The organism is Saccharomonospora piscinae, from assembly GCF_005862235.1.
GTDB lineage: Bacteria > Actinomycetota > Actinomycetes > Mycobacteriales > Pseudonocardiaceae > Saccharomonospora > Saccharomonospora piscinae.
Genome location: NZ_VCEK01000001.1, coordinates 392,301 through 414,970, shown reverse-complemented (window position 1 = coordinate 414,970; position 22,670 = coordinate 392,301). Strand labels below are relative to the sequence as shown.

At 69.4% G+C, this 22,670-nt stretch carries 15 protein-coding genes; 10 read left to right on the top strand and 5 right to left on the bottom strand.

Annotated elements, in window-relative coordinates:
* The first annotated feature begins 5 nt into the window (after positions 1-5).
* The gene (locus FFT09_RS01930; protein ID WP_138381636.1) at positions 6-464 is read left to right on the top strand and encodes a hypothetical protein; all 459 of its coding nucleotides are present in this window, start codon (positions 6-8) and stop codon (positions 462-464) included.
* An 81-nt stretch (positions 465-545) separates the two neighbouring features.
* Positions 546-1,799, top strand: coding sequence for a M14 family metallopeptidase (locus tag FFT09_RS01925; protein WP_138381635.1), 1,254 nt, complete (start codon positions 546-548; stop codon positions 1,797-1,799).
* A 119-nt stretch (positions 1,800-1,918) separates the two neighbouring features.
* Here FFT09_RS01925 and FFT09_RS01920 read toward each other — a convergent pair whose 3' ends face one another.
* Positions 1,919-2,335, bottom strand: a complete 417-nt coding sequence (locus FFT09_RS01920) for an aldo/keto reductase (RefSeq protein ID WP_279631011.1) — start codon at positions 2,333-2,335, stop codon at positions 1,919-1,921.
* On the opposite strand from FFT09_RS01920, the gene FFT09_RS01915 reads away from it, so the two are divergent.
* Positions 2,327-2,689 (top strand): MerR family transcriptional regulator, encoded by a 363-nt coding sequence (locus tag FFT09_RS01915; RefSeq protein ID WP_279631006.1) that lies wholly within the window; start codon positions 2,327-2,329, stop codon positions 2,687-2,689. The genes FFT09_RS01920 and FFT09_RS01915 overlap by 9 nt on opposite strands.
* A gap of 94 nt (positions 2,690-2,783) precedes the next feature.
* On the opposite strand, the gene FFT09_RS01910 is transcribed toward FFT09_RS01915, so the two are convergent.
* Positions 2,784-5,618, bottom strand: a complete 2,835-nt coding sequence (locus FFT09_RS01910) for an FAD-binding and (Fe-S)-binding domain-containing protein (RefSeq protein WP_138381634.1) — start codon at positions 5,616-5,618, stop codon at positions 2,784-2,786.
* Positions 5,605-7,329 (bottom strand): IlvD/Edd family dehydratase, encoded by a 1,725-nt coding sequence (locus FFT09_RS01905; RefSeq protein ID WP_138381633.1) that lies wholly within the window; start codon positions 7,327-7,329, stop codon positions 5,605-5,607. The genes FFT09_RS01910 and FFT09_RS01905 overlap by 14 nt, the downstream gene beginning before the upstream one ends.
* A 102-nt stretch (positions 7,330-7,431) precedes the next feature.
* On the opposite strand from FFT09_RS01905, the gene FFT09_RS01900 reads away from it, so the two are divergent.
* Both FFT09_RS01900 and FFT09_RS01895 read left to right on the top strand, forming a co-directional pair.
* Positions 7,432-8,241 carry an IclR family transcriptional regulator gene (locus FFT09_RS01900; protein WP_244231155.1) on the top strand — a complete coding sequence of 270 codons (810 nt, stop codon included), beginning with the start codon at positions 7,432-7,434 and terminating at the stop codon, positions 8,239-8,241.
* Positions 8,242-8,243: 2 nt separating this feature from the next.
* Positions 8,244-9,278 carry a zinc-dependent alcohol dehydrogenase gene (locus tag FFT09_RS01895; RefSeq protein ID WP_244231152.1) on the top strand — a complete coding sequence of 345 codons (1,035 nt, stop codon included), beginning with the start codon at positions 8,244-8,246 and terminating at the stop codon, positions 9,276-9,278.
* A gap of 99 nt (positions 9,279-9,377) precedes the next feature.
* Here the strand turns inward: FFT09_RS01895 and FFT09_RS01890 are convergent, their stop codons facing one another.
* Positions 9,378-10,739 carry a cryptochrome/photolyase family protein gene (locus tag FFT09_RS01890; RefSeq protein ID WP_081190086.1) on the bottom strand — a complete coding sequence of 454 codons (1,362 nt, stop codon included), beginning with the start codon at positions 10,737-10,739 and terminating at the stop codon, positions 9,378-9,380.
* Between the two features lie 156 nt (positions 10,740-10,895).
* On the opposite strand from FFT09_RS01890, the gene FFT09_RS01885 reads away from it, so the two are divergent.
* On the top strand, positions 10,896-12,209 hold the full coding sequence (locus FFT09_RS01885; protein ID WP_244231150.1) for a chloride channel protein: 1,314 nt from the start codon (positions 10,896-10,898) through the stop codon (positions 12,207-12,209).
* 26 nt (positions 12,210-12,235) lie between these two features.
* Here FFT09_RS01885 and FFT09_RS01880 read toward each other — a convergent pair whose 3' ends face one another.
* Complete coding sequence (locus FFT09_RS01880; protein ID WP_081190088.1) at positions 12,236-13,066, bottom strand: aldo/keto reductase; 831 nt, start codon at positions 13,064-13,066, stop codon at positions 12,236-12,238.
* Positions 13,067-13,186: 120 nt separating this feature from the next.
* Between FFT09_RS01880 and FFT09_RS01875 the strand changes: the two genes are divergently transcribed.
* From FFT09_RS01875 to FFT09_RS01855, 4 genes are all read left to right on the top strand, one after another.
* Positions 13,187-14,803, top strand: a complete 1,617-nt coding sequence (locus FFT09_RS01875; protein ID WP_138381631.1) for an amino acid adenylation domain-containing protein — start codon at positions 13,187-13,189, stop codon at positions 14,801-14,803.
* Positions 14,804-14,857: 54 nt separating this feature from the next.
* Positions 14,858-16,051: a beta-ketoacyl [acyl carrier protein] synthase domain-containing protein gene (locus tag FFT09_RS22815; protein WP_167305317.1), complete on the top strand. Its 1,194-nt coding sequence runs from the start codon at positions 14,858-14,860 to the stop codon at positions 16,049-16,051.
* A 370-nt stretch (positions 16,052-16,421) separates the two neighbouring features.
* Positions 16,422-21,581 carry a MupA/Atu3671 family FMN-dependent luciferase-like monooxygenase gene (locus tag FFT09_RS01860; RefSeq protein WP_167305316.1) on the top strand — a complete coding sequence of 1,720 codons (5,160 nt, stop codon included), beginning with the start codon at positions 16,422-16,424 and terminating at the stop codon, positions 21,579-21,581.
* Positions 21,582-21,593: 12 nt separating this feature from the next.
* Positions 21,594-22,670, top strand: a complete 1,077-nt coding sequence (locus FFT09_RS01855) for a phytanoyl-CoA dioxygenase family protein (protein ID WP_081190092.1) — start codon at positions 21,594-21,596, stop codon at positions 22,668-22,670.

The window sequence follows — 22,670 nt, the reverse complement described above, 5'->3', positions numbered from 1 at the left end:
AGCGGATGAAGACGAAGCTGCGGGCGAGGGCGGCCACGGTGCTGTCGGGGGCGCTGTTACTGCTCGCGACGGGTGCGGGGAGCGCGGCGGCGGTGCCGTCGGCGTCGGGGGAATCGGGGGAGGTGACAGCGGCGGCGACCTGCTACGGCGGGGCGGTGCAGTGGACGCAGACATCGCCAGAACTGCGGGTTCCGTCATCCGGGACCTATACGGCGAGCAGTCGCTGCAACGACATCAACATCAGGACGACGCGGCGGTCGGGTCCAACTCGGACCCTCCATTACGCCGTCGTGTGCTTCCTTCCCACCTGGGGCGATCCGTATTGTGGATCCCCGAAGCGCGTGCCTGAGCTCGGGAGCGGGTGGACGGTGCTGGCCTCCGATGTGCTTGACGGCACCAAGTTCTATGTCGTGCTGCACCATTCAGACAGGAACGTCAAGATCGGTGGCCAACTGGCCTTCTAACAATCGGACGTCCGCCCGAAAGCCTGGTGTCCCGACTTTCGGCGGGTTGTTCGGACAATCACGCCTCGTCACTCTGAATGGATGGGAAACACACGGCGAATCGCGGCCGTCGTCGCGGGAATGGCGCTGATCGTGCCCCTTTCCGCGACGACGAGCGCGCAACCATCCGACGACAGGACGGTCTACGAGATCAGTGGAACCAGCGCGGAGGACAGAACGGCTCTCGCGCGTTCCGGTGCCGATGTACTCGGTGTGCGCGACGGAACGGTGACGCTGATCGCCGACCCCGCCGAGGCGAGTGCGGCGCGAGCGAAAGGACTGACCCTCACCGAACTCGGCGGGGTCGAGGAACTGCTGGCCGAGCGCAATCCCGATGTGCGGACCTCAGCGAACGACTTTCCGGCAGGCGACGAGGACTACCACACCTACGCCGAGGTGACCGAGGAACTGGAAAGGGTCGTGGCCGAGCACGGCGACATCGCGTCCCTGTCGAGTGTGGGCGACTCGCACGAGGGCCGCGCCCTGCACCTGCTGAAGATCAGCGACAACGTCGCGCAGGACGAGGACGAGCCCGAGGTTCTCTTCACCTGCAATCAGCATGCCCGCGAGCACCTCACGACCGAAATGTGCCTGCGAATCGTCGAACGGTTCACCGACGGCTACGGAAGCGATCCGGTGGTCACGGAATTGGTCGACACCCGGGAGATACTCGTCGTTCCGACGGTGAACCCCGACGGCGCGGAGTACGACATTTCCGGCGGCTACTACCACGGTTGGCGTAAGAATCGCGATGGCAGCGGAACGGATCTGAACCGGAACTGGGGTTATCAGTGGGGCTGCTGTGGCGGGTCCAGTAGCTGGCCCTCCAGCGATACCTACCGGGGCACGTCGGCGTTCTCCGCGCCGGAGACGGCCGCGCTCGCCGCGTTCGTCGACTCGCGGGTCGTCGGTGGTGAGCAGCAGATCACCGCGCACATCGACTTCCACACGTACTCGGAGCTGGTGCTGTGGCCCTTCGGCTACACCTACGCCGACACCGCCCCGGACATGACGCGCGAGCAGGCGCAGCGCTTCCAGGACGTCGGCACGGCCATGGCCGCCAGCAACGGCTACACGCCGCAACAGTCGAGCGACCTGTACATCACCGATGGTTCGGTCAACGACTGGATGTGGGGTGAGCACGGGATTCTGAGCCTGACGTTCGAGATGTATCCCGCGAGTGGGGGCGGTCTCGACGGCTTCTACCCGCCCGACGAGGTGATCGAACCGGAGACCCGCCGCAACGACGAGGCGGTGCAGATCCTCCTGGAGGAAGCGGGCAACCCTATGCCGTGATTCGTGTCCGCAGCCCACGTAGTCGTGTCCGCACGTGGCGTCGTCGTGTCCGCAGTTCCGGTAGGCGTGTCCGCGTCGCACGATGCGGACACGCCTACCGGGGTTGCTGGCGCAACTCATCAGGGTGTGAGCCGTGCCAGCAGGTCCGCGCTCAATTCGATGTCGAGCGCCTCGACGTTCTCCCTCACGTGGTCGCCGGATGTGGTACCCACCTCGCGTGCGACGTCCGCGAGAGCCGGAACGGCATCGGCGTCAAAAGACAGCGGGAAAAACGGGACGAAGGCTGTGTCGTGCTTTCCTGTGGCGTCCAGGACATCCTCGTGAGCTCGGTCGACGAGATTGTCATGGTTCTGCACGGCGGTCACCGGCATCACTTCGCGCGCGGCGTCCACCTGTTCGGCTGTCACCTCGGAGAGGCCGACAGCCCGCACCTTGCCCGCCTTCACCGCGTCCGCCAATGCGCCGACTTTGTTCCGGCACTGCCGATCGGGGCTGTCGCGGCAGCTACCGGTGTCAGCGCGCGACTGTTGCGCTATTGCGAAGAGCAGAATCTGCTCGCGCCCGCGCGGACTAGTTCCGGGCAGCGCCGCTACGACGAATCCGACATCGAGCCTGTCGGCCGCATCCGCAGACTGCTGGATGCGGGGCTGCCCACGCACGTGATCGCAGAGATTCTGGCGTGTGCTTGCAGGGGTAGTGGCGACGTGGAGCCGTGTCTCGATCCACTGTTGCGGGACCAGCTCGCGCGGCTCGACGCGCGACTTACCCAGTTGGCGTTCCATCACGAGCGCCTCACTGAGCTGACGAGCCGACCGGCAGCCTTTTCCACCAACCCTTCGGACCGGAACTACGATCCAGGGCTGCAGCTCAGTGGGCGACGGTCGCAGTAGTCATGTCCGCATCCTGCGATGCGGACACGGCTACGCAGGCTGCGGACACGGCTACGCAGGCTGCGGACACGGCTACGCAGGCTGCGGACACGGCTTACTTGGGGCGGGTCGTTTCTTCCAGTAGTTCGAGGACGTGCCGGTAGGGGCGGCCGGTGGCTCTGGTCATGCCCAGTTCGCAGGTTCGGTTGACGGATACGTGGGCCGTGGCGTCGTGCTCTCGCACGGCGCTTGCCTCGGCGGCGGTGGCCGACGCCGTGAGTTCGGGGTGCAGCAACCCCCGGTCACCCGCGAAGGCGCAGCAACTCCAGTCGTCGGGCACGATGACCTTGTGCGCCGCGGCCGACGCGACGCGCTCCAGCGCCGGGTTGAGCCCTAGCTGGGTCGACGAGCAGGTCGGGTGGAGTACGACGGACGGGACGCGCCGCGCGTCCGGCAGCAGCGGCAGCAGTTGCGCGTCGGTGAACGCCACGGCGTCGATCACCTCGATGCCCTCGTCGGCGAGCATCAGTGTGAAGCCCTCGGTGCAGGAGGTCGCGTCGACCACCACGGGCAGCGCCCCGCCGTCGGTCGCGTCGCGCACGGCGGGCAGGACCCGGTCGCGCATGGTGTCGTAGCCGCTGTTCAGGCCCTTGGACTTCCACGGTGTGCCGCAGCACAGCGATGCGATCTGGCCGGGCACCCTGACCTCGATCCCTGCGCGGTCGCAGAGCGCCAGGAACGCGTCGCGGACTCCCGGGCCGTCGTCGGCGGAGGCGAACATCGTCGACAGGCATGCTGGCAGGTACACCGCGCGCGGGTGGGCCGACGGCCGGGGCTGTCGCCGTGTTCCTCCGCCCGGCAGGTCCGGTGTCCAGGCTGGCACCGTTTCGTCGCCCAGCAGTGCCCGGCCCGCCCGGGTGGCGGTGGCCGGTAGGGCGTCGGGCACGGCGTGCGCGAGGTCGAGCGCACCGGCCGCCGCGCGGGTGACCCCGTCCCAGTGCCGGGCCGCCGAGGTCCAGACCGCCTGCTCGGCTCGGCCCCGTTGCTCGGCGCGTAACCGGCGGGTGAGGTCGCCGGTGTCGATGAGCACGGGGCACGCGGTGCGGCAGAGTCCGTCGACCGCGCAGGTGTCGAGGGCGTCGTACTGGTAATCCCGCTCGAGCCGGTCGGCGAGGTCGGTGTCGCCCTCGGTCCTGGCGCGGGCGATCTCGCGCCGGAGCACGATGCGCCTGCGGGGAGAGGTGGTGAGGTCCTGGCTGGGGCAGACGGGTTCGCAGTACCCGCACTCGACGCAGCGGTCGACCTCGCTCTCGACCGTGGGTGTGGACTTGAGGTGGCTGATGTGGACGGTGTCGTCGTCGGTGAGCATGATGCCCGGGTTGAGCAGACCGTGTGGGTCGAGCAGCCGCTTGGTCTCCCGCATCACGTCGTACAGTTCGTCGCCGTACTGGCGGCGCACGTACGGCGCCATCATGCGCCCGGTGCCGTGTTCGGCCTTCAGCGTCCCGCCCTCGCCGAGGACGAGGTCGACCAGTTCGTCGGTGAAGGCGAGGTAGCGGCGTAGTTGCTCGGGCCGGTCGAAGTTCTCGTTGAGCAGGAAGTGGATGTTGCCGTCCCTGGCGTGGCCGAAGATCACGCCGTCGGTGTAGCCGTGGCTGTCGAACAACCCGGTCAGCGTCCGGCAGGTCGGCAGGAGCCGGTCGACGGGGACGGCGATGTCCTCCAGCAGCGCAGTGGTGCCGGACGGCCGGGCACCGGCCACGGCGGCGTAGAGGCCCTTGCGGATGTGCCAGAGCGCCGCGCGGGTGTCGCTGTCGCTGCTGAGGCTGCCGTCGGTGGCCAGTGGCAGTGACGTGAGCAGGGGCTTCGCGTCGGCGACGCGCTGGTCGCGTTGCTCGACGGTCGGTTCCTGGTACTCGACGAGTAGCGCCGCGTGCTCCTGCACCCGCAGGTCCCGCAGCTGGGCGGTGACCTGCGGCGAGCGCTGGGCGACCCGCAGGCTCGTGGCGTCGAGCAGTTCGACCGTGGTGAAGCCTGCGGCGACGAGTTCGGGAAGCGCGCCGGTCGCCGCGGCGAGGTCGGGAAAGGTCAGCAGCCCGGTGGCCGCGTGCGGGTGGGACGCGACGGTGCGGAAGGTGGCCTCGGCGACGAAGGCGAGCGTGCCCTCGCTGCCGATCACGAGGTGGGTCAGGATGTCGACGGGGCGGGTGTGGTCGACGAAGGAGTTGACGCCGTAGCCCATGGTGTTCTTCAGCGAATACAGGCGCCGGATGGCCTCGACGGAGGCGGGGTCGCCGCGCACGCGGTCGCGCAGCCGGAGCAACCCGGCGTGGATCTCCGGTTCCAGTGCCTTCAACCGGTCGTCGGCGTCGGGGGCTCCGGTGTCCAGCACGGTGCCGGAAGGCAGCACGAGCACGGCGGATTCGAGCGTGCGGTAGGTGTTGTGCTCGGTGCCGCAGGCCATGCCGCTGGAGTTGTTCGCGACGACGCCGCCGATGGTGCAGGCGGTCTCGCTGGCGGGATCGGGCCCCAGTTTGCGCCCGTGGCGGGCGAGCCGGGCGTTGACGGCGCGGACGGTGGCGCCGGGCTGAACCCGTACGCGGGCGCCGTCGTCGAGGACGTCGATGTCGCGGAAGTGCCTGCGGGTGTCGACCAGCAGCCCGTCGCCGGTGGCCTGCCCGGACAGGCTGGTGCCGCCCGAGCGGAACGTCAGGGGCAGGCCGTGTGCCGCGCTGGTGCGCAGAAGCCCTGCCAGTTGGCTGGCGTCGCGCGGTGTGACGACGGCGCGTGGCACCAGCAGGTAGTGCGAGGCGTCGTGGGCGAACGCGAGCCGGTCGGTGTCGCGGGCCGCGACGGCGCCGGGCACGGCGGCCTCCAACGTCGCCACGAGCCCGGGGTCGGCGCCGGGGAGCGAGCCGGGCTGGCCGGAACGGCTGTCAGTGCGATTCACGGGTCACCTCCGAACCGCTGGATCCCAGCAGGAAGTCCAGATCGGCTCCGGTGTCGGCCTGGCGGACATGGTCGACGTAGAGGCGTTGCCAGCCCCGGTGCGGGGCGGCGAAGCCGGCCGTGGTGGCCGTACTGGGGGTTCGCCGCGCGAGCTCGTCGGCGTCGACGTCGAGGTCGAGGCGCCGCGCGGGAACGTCGAGGCTGACGACGTCGCCGGTTCGGACCAGCGCGAGTGGGCCACCCGCCGCGGCCTCGGGGGCGACGTGCAGGACGACGGTGCCGTACGCGGTGCCGCTCATTCGCCCGTCGCAGATCCGCACCATGTCGCGCACACCCTGTTCGAGCAGTGTGGAGGGCAGCGGCATGTTCGCGACCTCGGGCATACCCGGATAGCCCTTCGGGCCGCAGCCGCGCAGCACGAGCACGGAGTCGGCGTCGACGTCCAGAGCGGGGTCGTCGATGCGGGCGTGGAAGTCCTCGATGCTGTCGAACACCACCGCTCTGCCACGGTGGCGCAGCAGGTGCGGGGAGGCCGCGGCGGGTTTGACGACGGCGCCGTCCGGGGCGAGGCTGCCCCGCAGCACGGCGATGCCGCCTTCCTCGACCAGGGGCCGGGAGCGGGGCCGGATGACCTCCTCGTCCCAGATCTCGCGGTCGTCGAGGTAGTCGACGAGTGGGTGTCCGGTGACGGTGAGAGCTTCGGGGTCGAGCAGGTCGCGGACCTGCCGCAGGACGGCGAGCAGTCCACCGGCGCGGTGGAGGTCGTCCATGAGGAAGCGGCCCGCGGGCAGCAGGTCCACCAGCACGGGGACGCGGGAGCCGAGGCGGTCGATGTCGTCGAGGGTGAGGTCGATCCCGAGCCGCCCGGCGACGGCCAGCAGGTGCATGACCGCGTTGGTCGAGCCGCCGACAGCGGACAGCGCCACGATGGCGTTGCGGAAGGACGCCCTGGTCAGCAGGGTGCTCGGCCGCCGGTCCGCGTGGACCAGGTCGACGGCCAGCCTGCCGGTGCCGTGGGCGGCCTCGAGCAGCCTGCTGTCCGGTGCCGGTGTTCCGGCGACTCCGGGCAGGACCGTGCCCAGTGCCTCCGACACCAGTGCCATCGTGGAGGCGGTGCCCATCGTGTTGCAGTGTCCCCTGCTGCGGATCATGGCCGATTCGGAGCGCGTGAACTCCTCCTGCGACAGGGTGCCCGCCCTGACCTCCTCGGACAGGCGCCACACGTCGGTGCCGCAGCCGAGCGGCGTGCCGCGGAAGGTGCCGGTGAGCATCGGGCCGCCGGGAAGGACCACCGCGGGCAGGTCCACCGAGGCCGCTGCCATCAGCAGCGAGGGAATGGTCTTGTCGCAGCCGCCGAGCAGGACGACGCCGTCGACGGGGTTGGCGCGCAGCATCTCCTCGGTGGCCATCGCCGCCAGATTGCGCCACAACATGGCGGTGGGGCGCACCTGTGTCTCGCCGAGTGACATCACGGGCAGTTCGAGCGGAACCCCACCGGCCTCGTACACGCCGTCGCGGACCGAGGCGGCGACCTCGCGCAGGTGGGCGTTGCAGGGGGTGAGGTCGGACGCGGTGTTGGCGATGGCGATCTGCGGTCGGCCGGTGAAGGCGTCGGAGGGCGCGCCGCGGCGCATCCAGGCGCGGTGGATGTAGGCGTTGCGGTGCTCGCCGCCGTACCACTGCGCGCTTCGAAGCGGGCGGAGCGCACCCATCGCAGCACCTTCTTCCGATAACCGGCACGCTGGTCTACTATGCGAAACATCATGGAGCATACGCATCGGAGCGGCGGGGCGACAGCCCCCGTCCCGGATTCCGTGGATGTGATTCCGCGACGCGACGACGGCAGACTGGTGGGGTCGGACCGCGTTCTCGCCGTGCTCAAGATACTCGCGCGCTTCCCCGACGGTGCCGGGCTCGACGAGCTGACCCGCGCGATCGGCAGCCCGAAGCCGACCGTCCACAGGGCACTGTCGTCGTTGTGCCGCGCTGGGCTGGCCGACCGCGACGCGCGGGGTCACTACCTGCTCGGGGACGAGTTCCTGCGCATGGCCTTCTTCCATCACGAGGCGCGGCCCGAGCACCTGCGCGTGCGGCCGGTGCTCGAATCGCTGGCGGCGCGGTTCGGCGAGGCGGCCCACTACGCCGTGCTCGACGTCGCGGGCTCCGGTATGCCGGGCAGGGAGGTCGTGTACCGGGCGAAGGTGGAACCGCCCCGGGGTGCCGTGCGGCTGACGTCGACGGTCGGCGGGCGCAACCCCGCTCACAGCACGGCGGTCGGCAAGCTGCTGCTGGCGTACCGGCTCGACAGTGAGGACGCGGTCCGGGCCTGGGTACGATCCGCGCCGCTGGAGGCGAGGACCGCGCGGACGGTGACGGCGGCCGACGAGCTGCACCGCGAACTGGAACGGACACGGTGGCGGGGGTACGCGCTCGACGATCAGGAGAACGAGTTCGGGGTGAACTGCCTCGCGGTGCCGGTCCACGTGACCTCGGCGACCGTGCCGTCGGGCGCGGTGAGCGTCAGCGCTCTGGCGTACCGCACACCGCTGAGCGCGCTGGTCGACGCGGTGGACGAGATCAGGGCGGGGCTGGGCGGTCTGGTCGGTCTGGGCGGCGGCCGGTGAGTATGCCGGGCGAGCGCGGGACCATGCGGGCGTTCGTGCTGACCGCGCCGGGTGCGGCCGAGGTGCGCGAGGTTCCCGTTCCCGTGGCGGGCCCGGGCGAGGTGGTGGTCGGGGTCGAGCGGGTCGGGGTGTGCGGCACGGACGTCGAGTTCTTCACCGGCGAGATGGCCTACCTGCACCAGGGGCACGCCGCGTATCCGATGCGCCTCGGGCACGAGTGGGCGGGCACCGTGCTCGCCGTGGGGGAGGGGGTGCCCGCGACGTGGCTGGGGCGCCGTGTCACGGGAGACACGATGCTGGGCGACGGGCGGTGCCGCCGTTGCCTGCGGGGGCGGCAGCACGTGTGCGAGAACCGGCAGGAGGTCGGAATCCGCGGTGGACGGCCGGGTGCGCTGGCCGAACGACTCGCGGTGCCGGTGAGTTCCCTGCACGTGCTGCCGGGGGAGGTCGATGCCACGCTGGGAGCCCTGGTCGAGCCGGGTGGCAACGCGCTGCGCGCGGTGCGCGCCGCGGCGGTGGAGCCGGGGGGCCGGGTGCTGGTCATGGGGCCGGGCACGATCGGGCTGCTCGTGGCGATGTTCGCCCGTGCGAAGGGTGCCGAGGTGCATCTGCTGGGCGTGACCGCCGGGTCGCTGGAGTTCGCGATGGCGCTGGGGTTCGAGCACGTCTGGACCGAGGAGGCGTTGCCGGAGCTGCCGTTCGACGCCGTGGTGGACGCCGCGAACGCGCCCCACCTTCCCGCGCTGGCGGTGGAGGTGGTGGAACCGGGCGGCAGGGTGGTTTACATCGGACTGGCCGGCTCGCCCAGTGTGGTCGACACGCGATCACTGGTGTTGAAGGACGTGGCCGCGGTCGGTGTCCTGTCGGCCTCGCCGGAGCTGGGGGACACCGTCGCCGCTTATGCGGGTGGTCTGGTCGACCCTCGACCGCTGGTCGCCGCCACGGTCGGGCTCGGGGAGATCGGTGCGGTGCTGGCGGGGCGGCGTCCCGAAGGGGCGGGCCGGGGCCCGAAGATCCACGTCGATCCGGCGCGATGACCACTCAGATGTATAACGCCCTATACGCTCGGGCTTGGAGAGGCCCACTCAGCAACCAGCCACATCCACCCACCACCAATAAACAAGCAAAAGAACCGGTCAGCCTCGCGCGGCGAGGAAGCGCTCGCGGCCCTCGGCGAGGTCGACGATCGGATCGGGGTAGTCGAGTTCCCGACGTTGGTGGTCGGGCAGCGTCCACGGCCGGTGGACCTCGGGTCCCGGGATGTCGCGGAGCTCGGGCAGGTAGCGGCGCACGTAGTCGCCGCGCGGATCGTAGCGATCGGCCTGCCGGAGGGGGTTGAGTACCCGGTTGGGTCGGGTGTCGGTGCCGGTGCCGGCGACCCACTGCCAGTTGAGCTGGTTGTTGGCGATGTCGCCGTCGGTGAGGTGCCGCAGGAAGTGCCGTGCGCCTTCGCGCCAGTCGAGGTAGAGGGTTTTGGTGAGGAAGCTGGCGGTGATGAGGCGGGCGCGGTTGTGCATCCAGCCTTCCCGCAGTAGCTGGCGCATCCCGGCGTCCACGACGGGGTAGCCGGTGCGGCCTTCCTGCCAGGCACGGAGTTCGTCGGGGGCGTGCCGCCAGCGGTCGCCGCGGGAGCGGTAGTCGTGGGTGGAGCAGGCCGGGCGGGCGGCGAGGACCTGGTGGTGGAAGTCGCGCCAGGCGAGCTGGCTCACGAACTCCCTTGCCCCGGCGGAACGTCCCGCGCGGTGGGCGGCCTCGGTGGCGGAGACGGTGCCGAAGTGCAGGTGCGGCGAGAGCCGCGAGGTGCGGTCACCCGCGAGGTCGTCGTGGCCGTCGGCGTAGCCGGTGACGTCGTCGCGTAGCCAGGTGCCGAGCAGGTCGCGTCCGGTGGTCTCTCCGCCGCCGGGCAGGTCCGGTGCGGTGCTGCCGCGGCTGATGGCTCCGGGGTCGGGCAGGGCGTGTGCGGTGACGCGCGGGGGTAGTCGCAGCCGGTGCGGGGGCGGGAGCGGGGTCCGCTTGGGGAGTTCGGTCCATCGCCGCAGGTACGGGGTGAAGACGGCGAAGTGGTCCCGGTTTCCGGTGGGGGTGACGGCGCCGGGGGCGACGGCGGTGATGACGTCGTCGTGGAGGTGTAGTCGTGCGCCGTGTTCGTCCAGCGCGTCGCCGAGGCGGCGTTGGCGTTGGCGGGCGTAGCGGCTGACGTCGCCGGAGAGGTGTACGTCGGTGATTGCGTGGTGGGTGACGAGGTCCAGTACTTCGGTGACGGGGTCGCCGCGGCGCACGATCAACCGGGCACCGAGTTCGCGCAGGGTGGCGTCGAGGTCGGTGAGGCAGTCGACGAGGAACGCCGCGCGGTTGGGGCTGGGGAATCCGGTGCGCAGGATGGCGTCGTCGAGCACGAACAGGGGGATGACATGGTCGGCGGCGTCGGCGGCGGTGTGCAGCATCGGGTTGTCGTGTACGCGCAGGTCGCGGGTGAACAGGGCGAGTGAGACGGACATGACCCGCTTTCGATGTGGTGGGTTTGCCATGTCGAACGCTACCGGTTGGTGGGCATATCGCATCTCGGACGGGTGGACGGCTCCGGGGCCGCCTGTTTGCGTGGAGGGTCGCCGGGTACGTCAGCGACCGGCAGGCTCTGTGGAGGGAAGTGGAGGGTGGACCCGGACAGCGGGCGAGGGCAGGGCGCGGGCACCGAGCAGGATCCGTCGACGTTACTGCGATCTCGTGAGTACGTGGCGATCCTGCTGTTCTGCGGGGCGCTCGGTGCGCCGATCGCGCTGGTCTGTTATGGGTTCCTCGAACTGTCGTTGTATGCCCAGCACTGGATGTTCGGCCCTCTGCCTGAGGCGCTGGGTATAGGCGAGGGGCCAGTGTGGTGGCCGCTCCCGGTGCTGGTGGTCGGCGGTGTACTGGTGGGGCTGGTGGTGCGGTATCTGCCTGGGAGTGGTGGGCAGTCGCCGGCGGACGGGTTCGCCCACGGTGCTCCGGCCGAGGCGCGGGAGTTGCCCGGGATCGTTGTGGCCGCGCTGGTGACGCTGGCCTTCGGTGCGGTCCTTGGGCCCGAGGCTCCGTTGATCGCGTTGGGAGCGGGTCTGGCTGCCTGGGCGTTGCGGCTGCTCCGACGCGGTGCCGATAAGCGGGCCGTGGCTGTTATCGGTGGTGCGGGCAGTTTCGCGGCTGTCAGCACCCTGCTGGGTTCTCCGCTGGTGGGTGCGTTCCTGCTTATGGAGATCGCGGGACTGGGTGCGGGTTTGACGTCGGTGGTCCTGTTGCCGGGGTTGCTGGCCGCCGGGATCGGCGCTTTGATTTTCCTCGGGCTGGACTCGGTGACCGGGCTGGCGAAACCGTCGTTGGTGGTGCCTGATCTGCCGAGCGTGGGCAGCCCGACTCTGGCGGGGTTCGGGTGGGCTCTGGTGATCGGCGTGATGGCTGCGGTGCTGGGGGCCGGTGTCCGGCGTGGCGCGGTGGTGTTGCGCGGCTGGTTGCAGCGCCGGATCGTGCTGGGCACGGCGTTGGCCGGGGGGCTGGTGGGTGCGTTGGCGGCCGGGTACGCGGTGCTCACGGGCAGGAACACCGGTGAGGTGCTGTTCTCCGGTGAGCAGTTGCTGGGGCCGTTGGTCACCGGCGCTCTTGAGCTTTCGCCCGGTCTGCTGGCGTTGTTGCTCGTGGCGAAGTGGCTGGCCTACGCGGTTTCGATGAGTTCGTTCCGAGGGGGCCCGATCTTCCCGGCGATGTTCCTGGGTGCGGTGCTGGGTCTGCTGTTGTCGGAGCTGCCGGGGTTGGAGCCGTTGCCGGCGGTCGCGATGGGCGTAGGTGGAATGACGGTGGCCGTGCTGCGATATCCGCTGGTGTCAGTCCTGCTAGCGACGTTGGTGGTGCTGTCCGACGGCACGGAGATGTTGCCGTTGGTGATCGTCGCGGTGGTGGTGTCGTACGTGGTCAGTGTGCGGCTGTTGCCGGTCCGGTGAGCTCCTCGGCCCACCGGACCGGTCGCTCAGCTGTTGAGGGTGTCCGGGTCAGGGCCGACGCGCGTGCCGTTGTCGAGGGCGGCGATGGCCTTGACGTCGTCGTCGGCGAGTTCGAAGTCGAAGACGTCGAGGTTCTCGCGGATGCGGGACGGTGTGACGGACTTCGGGATGGTGATGTTGCCCAGTTCGAGGTGCCAGCGGAGCACGATCTGGGCGGGGGTGCGGCCGTACTTCTCGGCGAGTGAGCCCAGGGTGGGGTCGTCGAGCAAGCCCTTGCCCTGGCCGAGGGGGCTCCACGCCTCGGTGGCGATGCCGTGTTCGGCGTGGAAGGCGCGCAGGTCGGCCTGGGGCAGGTTGGGGTGCAGTTCGATCTGGTTCACGGCGGGCACGACGCCGGTGTCGGCGAGCAGTCGCCGCAGGTGGGGAATGTGGAAGTTGGACACCCCGATGGCCTTGGCGCGGCCGTCGGCGTGCAGTTTCTCGAGGGCTTTCCAGGTGTCGACGTAGCGGTCCTTGGCCGGGACGGGCCAGTGGATGAGGTAGAGGTCGACGTGGTCGAGTCCGAGGCGTTGCAGGCTCTGGTCGAATGCGGCGAGGGTGTTGTCGTAGCCCTGGCTGTCGTTCCAGAGTTTGGTGGTGACGAACAGGTCCTCGCGGGGGATGTCGGACTGCGCGATGGCCCGGCCGACTCCTTCCTCGTTGCCGTACACGGCGGCGGTGTCGATGCTGCGGTATCCGGCTTCCAGTGCGGTCAGGACGGGTTCGACGACCTCGTCGGCCGGTACCTGGAAGACGCCGTAGCCGAGTTGCGGCATGGCCGCGCCGGTGTTCAGCGTGATGGTCGGAACCTGGGTCATGGGGTTGTTTCCTCCGCCGATGTCGGGTGCGGTTTGGGGCCGCGTGGCCCCCACCAGGGGTAACCGGGGCAGTGGGATGAGTGTTCCCGTTGCCGTTGTGTCTCACACCGCAGCGTCGCGGTGTGCCCGGCCGGTTCTGAGTCTCGCTCTTTTGGCCCTTCTGGGGTGTGGGGGAGGCCGGTAGGTTCTTGCGTGATGGCATGGATCACGCGGAAGCTGGTGGAGAACGCGCGGTGGTGTCCTGATCGTCCCGCGTTGGTCGCTGGTGATGGGACGCTGACCTACGCCATGCTTGTCCGGCGGGTCGCGGATGCCGCGGGCGAGATGCGGCGTCACGGGTTGCTCGACGGTGACGTGACGGCGATCGCGCTTGCTCGTGGTACTGGTCAGGTCGTCGCCGCGCTGGCGTGCCTGTGGCTGGGTTCACCGTTCGTGGTCATCGACCTGGACGAGCCGGTGTCCCGGCAGCGGGCGCAGCTTCGTGCGTCGCTGGCGACGCGGCTTGTGGCCGAGTCGGAGGCTGAGGTGATCGAGGGCGTGCCGGTCGTGCGGCTCGGGGCCGGCGGAGGGCCTGAGCCCCTGATGGCTTCGCCCGGTCGGGACGATGCCGCCTACGTGGTCTCGACGTCGGGGAGTACGGGGACACCCAAGCCGGTGGCGGTCCCGCACAGGGCGCTCGACAACTACACGAGGCGGCTGTCCGTGGTCCTGGACCGGGTCAGGGTTCAGGGCGCTGCGCTGTCGTGTGCCAGCGTGACGAGCTTGGCGACCGATCTTGGGCATACCGCGATTTTTCCGGCGCTTGTCTCCGGCGATGTGGTTCACCTCGTGGACAGGGCGACGATGCGGGACCCGCTCGCGCTCGGGGACTATGTGCGCGCGCATTCGATCGATGTGCTCAAGTCCACCCCGTCGCACGTCTCGGTGCATGTGGGCCTGGGTGCGGGCGACGTTCTGCCGCGCAAGCTGATGATCTTCGGTGGCGAACCGTTGACCTGGGAGCTTGTCGACCAGGTGAAAGCTGTTGGCGCCTGCGAGGTACTCAATCACTATGGTCCGACCGAGACCACGGTCGGGGTGCTGACCTACCTTGTCGACTCCCGTCGAACGGAGCACCGCGGCGCTGCGACTGTGCCGCTCGGCAGGCCGCTGGGCGGGGTGTCGGTCGAGGTGGTGGATGCCGATCTTCGGGCGGTGGCGCCGGGTGAGTCCGGCGAGTTGCTGGTGTGGGGTGAATGTGTGGCATTGGGCTACATCGGCGCGCCCGCGGCGACTCGGGCGCGTTTCGTGCCGCTGCCCGCCGGTTACCGCGCACCGGGCGAGCGTACCTGCGCGCGTGCCTTCCGTACCGGTGACAGGGTCCGGAAGCTGGCCAGTGGCGACGTGGAGTTTCTCGGGCGGGAGGACCGTCAGGTCAAGATTCACGGGCAGCGGGTTGAGCTGGGCGAGGTGGAAGCGGCGTTGCGGCGGTCTCCGGCGGTGCGCGACGCGGTTGTCAGCTACGACGCGGATGCCGGGCTCCGAGCGCACCTTGTCGCCGCCGATCCGGGCGCACCGCCGGAGCCGAGATCGTTGCGCGGCTTCCTCCGGGAGTCGTTGCCCGTGTCGGCGATTCCGCGTGAGTTCGTTGTGCTCGAGACCATCCCGTTGACGCTCAGCGGGAAGCTCGACAAGAGCAGGCTGTTGTTGTCGGACTGGTCTGGTCCGGCGATGTCGGTGGCGCGGGAACAGGGTTGAGGACGGCACTCACGTCGGCTGACGAGCGCAGCCGTCGGGCAGGGAGGGCAAGAGTTGGACGTACACGTCGTCGGAGCGTCGCTGTTTTTGCCGGGCGGTGTACGCAGTCGCGAGGACATCGGCGTGGTTCACTTCGACAGCGTTGGTGCCGGCGATCGGTCCACGGTGTTCGACGATGCCGAGTTCGCGATCGATCCGGTCCGGCTGCGGATCTCGCCGCGCCAGGCGCGGGTGATGGACCCGCAGCATCTTGTGATTCTGGATTGTGTGGAGCGTGCGCTGGGTGACGCCGGTGTTCGGCCGGAGGAGCTGGCGGGCAGCCAGACCGGTGTGTTCGTCGGGATGGGCGAGTCCGACTTCGTGCATACCATCGACGTCGATCAGGTCGCCGACAGCAATCGTTCCTACCTCGGGATCGGGAACAGTCGTGGCGCGGCCGCTGGTCGGGTCTCCTACGCGTTCGACTTGCATGGTCCCTGCTGGCAGGTGGACACGACCTGTTCGTCCGGGCTGGTCGCGCTCCGGCACGGCATCACCGCACTCGCGACCGGTGAGGTCGACCTTGCGCTCGTCGTCGGGAGTCACCTCGTGCGCAGCGAGTTCGGCACGATGATCCGGCAGGTCACCGGGGCGCTTTCTCCCACCGGCCAGTGTCGTGCGTTCGATGCGGCGGCCGACGGGTTCACCATCGGTGAAGGCGTGGTGGCCGTGGTCCTCGCCCCCGAGAGCTCGGAACTGCGTTCGCTCGGGCGGGTGCAGTGCGCCGTCAACCACGACGGCCGCACGGCCGGGTTGACCGTGCCCAATCCTGACGCGCAGCGCGATGTCGTGGAGCGGGCACTGCGTATGAGTGGGCTGGCCGGTGTCGACGTCGACTACGTCGAAGCGCACGGGACGGGGACCCCGCTCGGCGATCCCATCGAGATGGCCGCGCTCGCGGCGGCCTATCGGACGGCGGATCGTCCGGCACCGCTGCTCGTCGGGTCGAACAAGCCCCGTTTCGGACATCTCGAGGCGGCGTCGGGTCTGCTCTCACTGGTCGTGGCCATGGAAACGCTTCGGCTGCAGCGACCGCCCGGCGGCGCGGTCTCGGGGCAGCCCAGTGACAGGATCCCGTGGGCGGCGCACAACATCCGGCCGGCGATCGGTGATGTCGACTATCCCGAGTCGATTATCAATGTGGGAGTCAGTGCGCTCGGGCTTTCGGGGACGAACGCGCACGCGATCGTCTCCCGCAGCTCGGTGTGAACGTCGCCCAACCCAATTACAGGGATTGCTTGTCGGTGCGCTGCGCGCAATAGTTATATTGGTGGATTTGTATCTCCGCAAGGCGGTCGTGCCGAACGGTGGGCTATTCTGCTGGCTTGGCTTGGTCGCGTCTAGGTCCTAACGGTCTAATCTTTCCCCGCCGGTTCGGAGTAGTGGTCCGAGTCGTTCCGGGGAGTCGTCTCAATCCATTCCCCGAGTCGGTGTCCGATGCTATTGTGGGGCCGATTCGCAGGACGGATGAACCGGGCACACTGGGGTGTTCGAGCGTGGGCGGCCGCATTTCGCGACCTTGGCAGTTCACGCTGTGAGCGTCGCGACTGGAGGGGTTGGATTGCAGGTCGAGGATGTTGTGGCGGGTCTTGGCGAGCGGTTGCTGGAGCTGGACGCGGGGTCGATAAACCGTTCGGTTCCGTTGCTGGACCTGGGAGCGGACTCCCTCGTGCTGGTCGAGTTGTCGCGGGAGATCGAGTCCAAGTTCGGTGTCGATATCTCGGTCCAGCAACTCCTCGAAGACATCGTCACAGTCCGCGCGATCGCGCGATGGGTCACCGAGTCCCAACCGAAAAACAACACCCAACCCGTTCCCGCACACGCGAACGGCACACCCGCGAGAGGCGAACCCGCCGTCGAGGATGTTGTGGCGGGTCTTGGCGAGCGGTTGCTGGAGCTGGACGCGGGGTCGATAAACCGTTCGGTTCCGTTGCTGGACCTGGGAGCGGACTCCCTCGTGCTGGTCGAGTTGTCGCGGGAGATCGAGTCCAAGTTCGGTGTCGATATCTCGGTCCAGCAACTCCTCGAAGACATCGTCACAGTCCGCGCGATCGCGCGATGGGTCACCGAGTCCCAACCGAAAAACAACACCCAACCCGTTCCCGCACACGCGAACGGCACACCCGCGAGTGCGCAGCGTCGGGTCACGGACGAGCCGGCTCGGGACGCGGCGACCCGCGACCCGGTGTCGACTCCGGCGGCGCGGCCCGAGCCCCAGCAGCGCCCGCAGGGCGTGCCGTACGCGGCCGCGACGGCCGCTTCGCGCCGGCTCAGCGAGCGGAGTCAGGTCAGCCTGTGCAACAACCGCAAGATCGCCCAGCGCGAGCACGACGAGCGTGCGGCGTCGTATCCGATCTGGATCACCCGCTCCGACGGGGCTCATGTGTGGGACGTCGACGAGCGCAAGCTCATCGATCTCACGATGGGTTACGGTGCCCATCTGTTCGGGCACAATCCCGGCTTCGTCCGCGACGCCGTTCAGCAGCAGCTTGAGCGGGGACTGCACATCGGCGCGGAGGTCGAGCAGACCGCGGACGTGGCGCGGCTGTTGTGTGAGCTCACCCAGTTGGATCGCGTGAACTTCTGCGTCACCGGAACCGAGGCGGTGTTCACGGCCGTCCGTCTCGCCCGTGCCTACACCCGGCGCTCACTCGTCGTCCTGCTGCAGAACGCCTACCACGGCCATTCCGACTCCACGCTGTTCAGCCCGCGCCCCGGCAAGCGCCGCGAACACCTCGCGGCCCCCTCGTTTCCCGGTGTCTCCGCCGGTGCGGCCGAGGACGTGCGGGTCCTGCCGGTGAGCGAGCAGCACCTCACCGACTTCATGGCCGCGCACGGCGAGGATGTCGCGGCCGTCGTGATGGAGCCCCGGTTGAACCAGTCGCCCGATCTCGACCTCGGGCCCCTGGCGCGGCTGGCCCGTGAGCTCACCGAGCAGGCTGGCGCGCTTCTCGTGTTCGACGAGGTGCTGACCGGGTTCCGCTTCCACGTTCGTGGTTTCCAGGAGCTCTACGGTGTCCGCGCGGATCTCGCCACCTACGGCAAGACGCTGGCGGCTGGTCTGCCGTTGGCCGCCGTGGCGGGGCGGTCCGAGGTCATGGATCTGATCGACGGTGGGCCGTGGACCGAGAAGCTCCGCGCCGACCCCGACAGGGTGTCGTTCACCGGCGGGACCTACGCCAAGCACCCGCTCTCGGTGGTCGCGGCGCGTGCTGTGCTCGGCCGGCTGGCAGAGGACGGGGACAGCGTGCTCGCCGAACTCAACGCCGCGGGTGACGAGTTGCGCGCCGGGATCGCGCGGGTTCTGGCCGAGGCCGACATCGCCGTGCGGGTGCTGGGGACCGGCTCGTTCTTCCGGTTCGTCCCGGCCGGTTCGACGAGTTTCGCCTACGGTGGGAAGGCATTCCACGAGTTCCGGCGTGCGATGATCGCCGAAGGGGTGCTGATCCCGGAGACCGGGAACTGTTTTTTGTCTCCCGCCCACACTTCGCCGGTGCGCGCCGCCGTCCTCGACGCGGTAGCCCGCGCGGCGAGGCGGCTCTCCGGCGGCGGAGAGCCCCGGAGCGAGGCGCTCGACCAGCGGTCGCCCGCGGTCAGCCTGGCGCTGTTCGGTTTCGCGGCCAACGGTGAGAACGACGTCTACTCGCGGCTGCTCGACCTGGTCGAGCACGCCGAGGCCGAGGGCCTGGCGAACGTGTGGCTGCCGGAACGGCACTTCGACGACTTCGCCGGTTTCTCGCCGAACCCGGCCGTGCTCGGTGCGATGGTCGCGGCCCGCACGTCGCGTCTCGGCATCCGGGCGGGCAGCAGCGTGTTGCCGTTGCATTCGGCGGTGTCGGTGGCGGAGGACTGGGCGATGGTCGACGTCGCCTCCGGTGGGCGGGTCGGGCTCGGCGTGGCGTCGGGCTGGATGAGACGTGACTTCGTGCTCTCCGACGCGCCGCATTCCGAACGTCGCGCGCTTTTCCGGAAGCGGCTGTCGGAGTTGGAGCGCCTCTGGTGCGGCGAGGCTGTGGCGGTCGAGGGGCACTCGGGTGAGCGGGCTGACGTGCGCCTGCATCCCCGCCCGGTGAGCGATCTTCGTCTCTGGCAGGCGTGTGTGGGTTCGCCGGACTCGTTCTACGAGGCGGGGCGAGAGGGCCGTGGTGTGCTGACCAACCTGATTCAGCAGGACCTCGACCAGCTGACCAGCAACCTCGAACGTTACCGGCAGGGGCGCCGCGACGGTGGGCTTTCCCCGGACGGCGGGAACGTCACGGTTCTTGTGCACGCTGCCGTGTCGACCGACGGTGCTTCGGAGGAACGGAACGTGGAGGCGCTCGAGCGCTACATGTTCGCCACGTTCCGGAGTACCCATGACGACCCGGACTCGGTTTCGGCGGACGTGTGGAAGTCGCGGATGAGGACGGCGGCGCACCGTTTGCGTTCGGGGCTGTCGCTGGTGGGCGCGGAGGACGAGTGGCCCGCGCTGACGGCCAGGCTGGCGCAGCTCGGCGTGACCGAGATCGCGTGTCTCGTCGATTTCCTGCCGCACGGCCCGGCGTGGAGCGACACGGTACGGGCGTTGGGTAGGCTGCGTGCCCGGCTGGACGGCCACCGGCCGTCCGCGCCGGATCGGGTGGAGGCCGTTCCGGGCACCTCGACCGACCCGCCGAGGATGGACCACTCGAGCGCGAGTACCGGTGGCGAAGCGGGCAAGGGTGCCGTGCCCGTGCGGGTGGCGGAGTCCGTGGTGCGGGGACCGTCGTTTCCCGTCACGATCAGCCGAGCCGCCCGCGAGATCTGGGCCGCGTGCCAGCTCGGCGCGCAGACGCGCGAGGCCTACGTCATCGCGCGCACGTTCAGCATCTCCCCTGAGGTCGACCTCGATCGGCTGCGGCGGGCCTATCTCGACGCGCTTGAGGCGCAACCCGCGTATCGCCTCCGCCTCGATCCGGATGGGGCCGGAGGCTGGGTGGAACCCTTCGGTGAGGCGCACCGGAGCAGCTGGCATCTGCTCGACGGTGTCGCGGAGTCGGCGGAGGCGTTCGAGGCCGAGGTCAAGGCGAAGTCTTTCGATCTCCCGCTCGACCCAGCGTTGCGCTGCGGTGTGCGCATGACCTGCCAGCGCTCCAGTGACGGGGTGCTCGTCAACCTGCGGGCCTCACACATCGTGCTGGACGGCATGCGGTTCGCCGAACTGCTGGAGTCCGTGGCCCAGCGCTACGCGGGCCGGCCGGTCGAGGTGCAGCGGATTCCGGCGGCGGCGCAGATCGAGAAGGATGTCCGCGACCGGGATCGCGCGTACTGGGACGGTTGGGTGGCCGCCCTCCCGGACGAGGTGTTCGACGCCGGGTTCGACGCGCGCACGCTTGACCGGCGCGGATACCGGGTGTCGGCGCCGCTGCCGGACGGCCTGCGAGAGGGTCTCGCGGCGTACGCGCGGGCCGAGCGGTCGACGTCTTTCGTCGAGGCGCTGCGCGCGGCAGCCGAAATCATCGATGACACGCTCGGGCGCCACCACCTGTATGCGTTCCCGGCTCGGCCGTCGTTGGTGGAGTACGGCAGTGGCGCCGTTCTGGTGCCGTTCTGGATGGGTTCGACGACCGACGGGTCCGCGCCTTCCGCGAAAAGCTCGATCATGTCGGGGATCGAGCACGGTTCCCTCACGTTCCGGCAGGTGTTCCACGACGTCACCCGCCGGGTGCAGACCCCCACGGTGACGGTGTCGTGGGACAACCTCGAATCCTTCGCGCTGAGCGGGCACCGGGTGGAGGAGGTGTCGATGCCCACCGACGTGGTGCGCTTCCCGCTGGCCGTGACGTTCACCCAGCGTGCGGATGGCGCGGTCGAGCTGTCCCTCGACGCGGCCCACGGCTTTCTCTCCCGGGACGAGGGCGACAGGCTCCTGGCGCGGCTGAGAGGTGGCCTCGCGGAGCGGTTCGCTCCCGCGGCGGTCGAGCCGGACCTGTTGGCCCGGCTGGTCCGCGGCCTCGCGCTGCCGGTCGGTGATCGCGGTGCCGCGCAGGTAGCCCTTGACGGGCGGTCCTGCCCGCTCGATTTTCTCGTCTCGAAGGCCCGGGCGTCCGCACGGATCCTCGCGGAGGAAGAGCCGGCCTCACTGGGCTCGTCGGCGGTGGTGATCGATGTCGACACCGCCTTCGAGGCCACCGTGGCGCTGCTGGCCACGGGGATGGTGGGCCTGGCAGGCAGGGTCGGTGCGAAGGATGTGCCGGATCGGCTCGTCATCGCCCGGACAAGTGGCCGGGAACCCGACGACGGCGCTGGCGGCGCTGGCGGCGCTACGGTGTTCGCGTTGAACCGCTGGGCGGTCGTCAGCCCGACCGAGACACTCAACCTGGCTCCGTCGCCGGCTGGGGACCTCGGCGGGGCCCTGTCGCACGTTCTCGGCACGATTCGGGCCGACCAGCGGGCCGACATCGTGGCCGCGCTGCGCGCACTGGCCGACGAGTACGCGGTCTCCGGCGGTGCGAACTCCGAGATCGCGGGCACCGGGGGCACCGGGGGCGCCGAGTGTCACGTGCCCGAGCTGGTGCGGGGGATCTGGAAGCGGGTGCTCGACGAGGGCGCCCAGTTCCGGGACGAGGACGACTTCTTCGATCTGGGCGGCGACTCGATCGACGCGATCCGGATGATCGCGATCCTGAACCAGGAACTGCACACCGATCTCGAAGTGGCGCTGATCTTCGACAATCCGACAGTCGGTCAACTGAGCGACGCCGTGCGTTCGCTGATCTGAGGAGGCGACGAGATGACTCGGGAAATCAGGACGACGTTCGGCGAGCTCCGTGAGTTCCCCTCGTGGGAGGAGCCGAGTACGCGGGTGGCGGCCGAGTTCGGTTTCGACGACGGGATCATTCCCGACCAGGCACAGGCCACTGTGGACTCGAATCTGGCGGTGTTCGCCGCGAGCGGGCGGCGTTCGATCGTCGACGACTCCCGCGCCGACTGGGCCATGTTCTGCCAGGAACGGTTCGGGCTCGAGTCCACGCTCTGGCCGTCGTTTCGCAGGCACCCCTTGAACGAGGACTTCGTGTGGCGCTCGGTCGGAAAAGGCAAGCGTGTGCTCAGCGACGCGGAGGCGCAGGCGTACGACCAGGACGGTTACGTCGTCGTGGAGGACGTACTGAGCCAGGCGTTTCTCCGGGACGTCGTCGCGGACCTCGACCGCTTCGAGGAAGCGCGAGTGGAGTCCGCGAAACACGCGAGCGGCAAGAAGACCATCACCCAGGCGGGCAAAGTGACGTTCAACATCCAGCTCGCGCGCCATTCGGCCCGGCTGCGGGAGCTCATCGCGTTGCCGCTGTTGCAGCACATGATGTACGACCTCATCGGGCCGAACGTGCGTCTCTACTGGGACCAGTCGGTGTACAAGAGCCCGCACTCCTGTCTGGTCTTTCCCTGGCACCAGGACACCGGCTACACCTTCGTCGACCGGCCCGGTCAGGTCGTGACCGCCTGGATCGCGCTCACCGACGCCAACGAGGACTCCGGGTGCATGTGGGTGGTGCCGGGGGCGCACCGGGTGGGACCGCTGGTACACGAGAAGGGCGAGTCCGGGAACTGGGTCTTCGACACCGATCCCTCCGGGATGGTCCCGCTTCCGGTCAAAGCTGGTTCCGTGGTGGTGTTCGCGGGCCTGCTCCCGCACATGACCGGCGGCAACGCCCAGGACTGGACGCGCAAGGCGCTGGTCGTCGAGTACGCCCCGGACGGCATGAACCGGATCGCGATCGACCCGTGGGGCGACAGGGTCGTCAGCCCCGCGAACAACCCGCACACCCAGTTCGAGATCCTGCGTGACGGTCGGCCGGCGGTGAGCCACTAG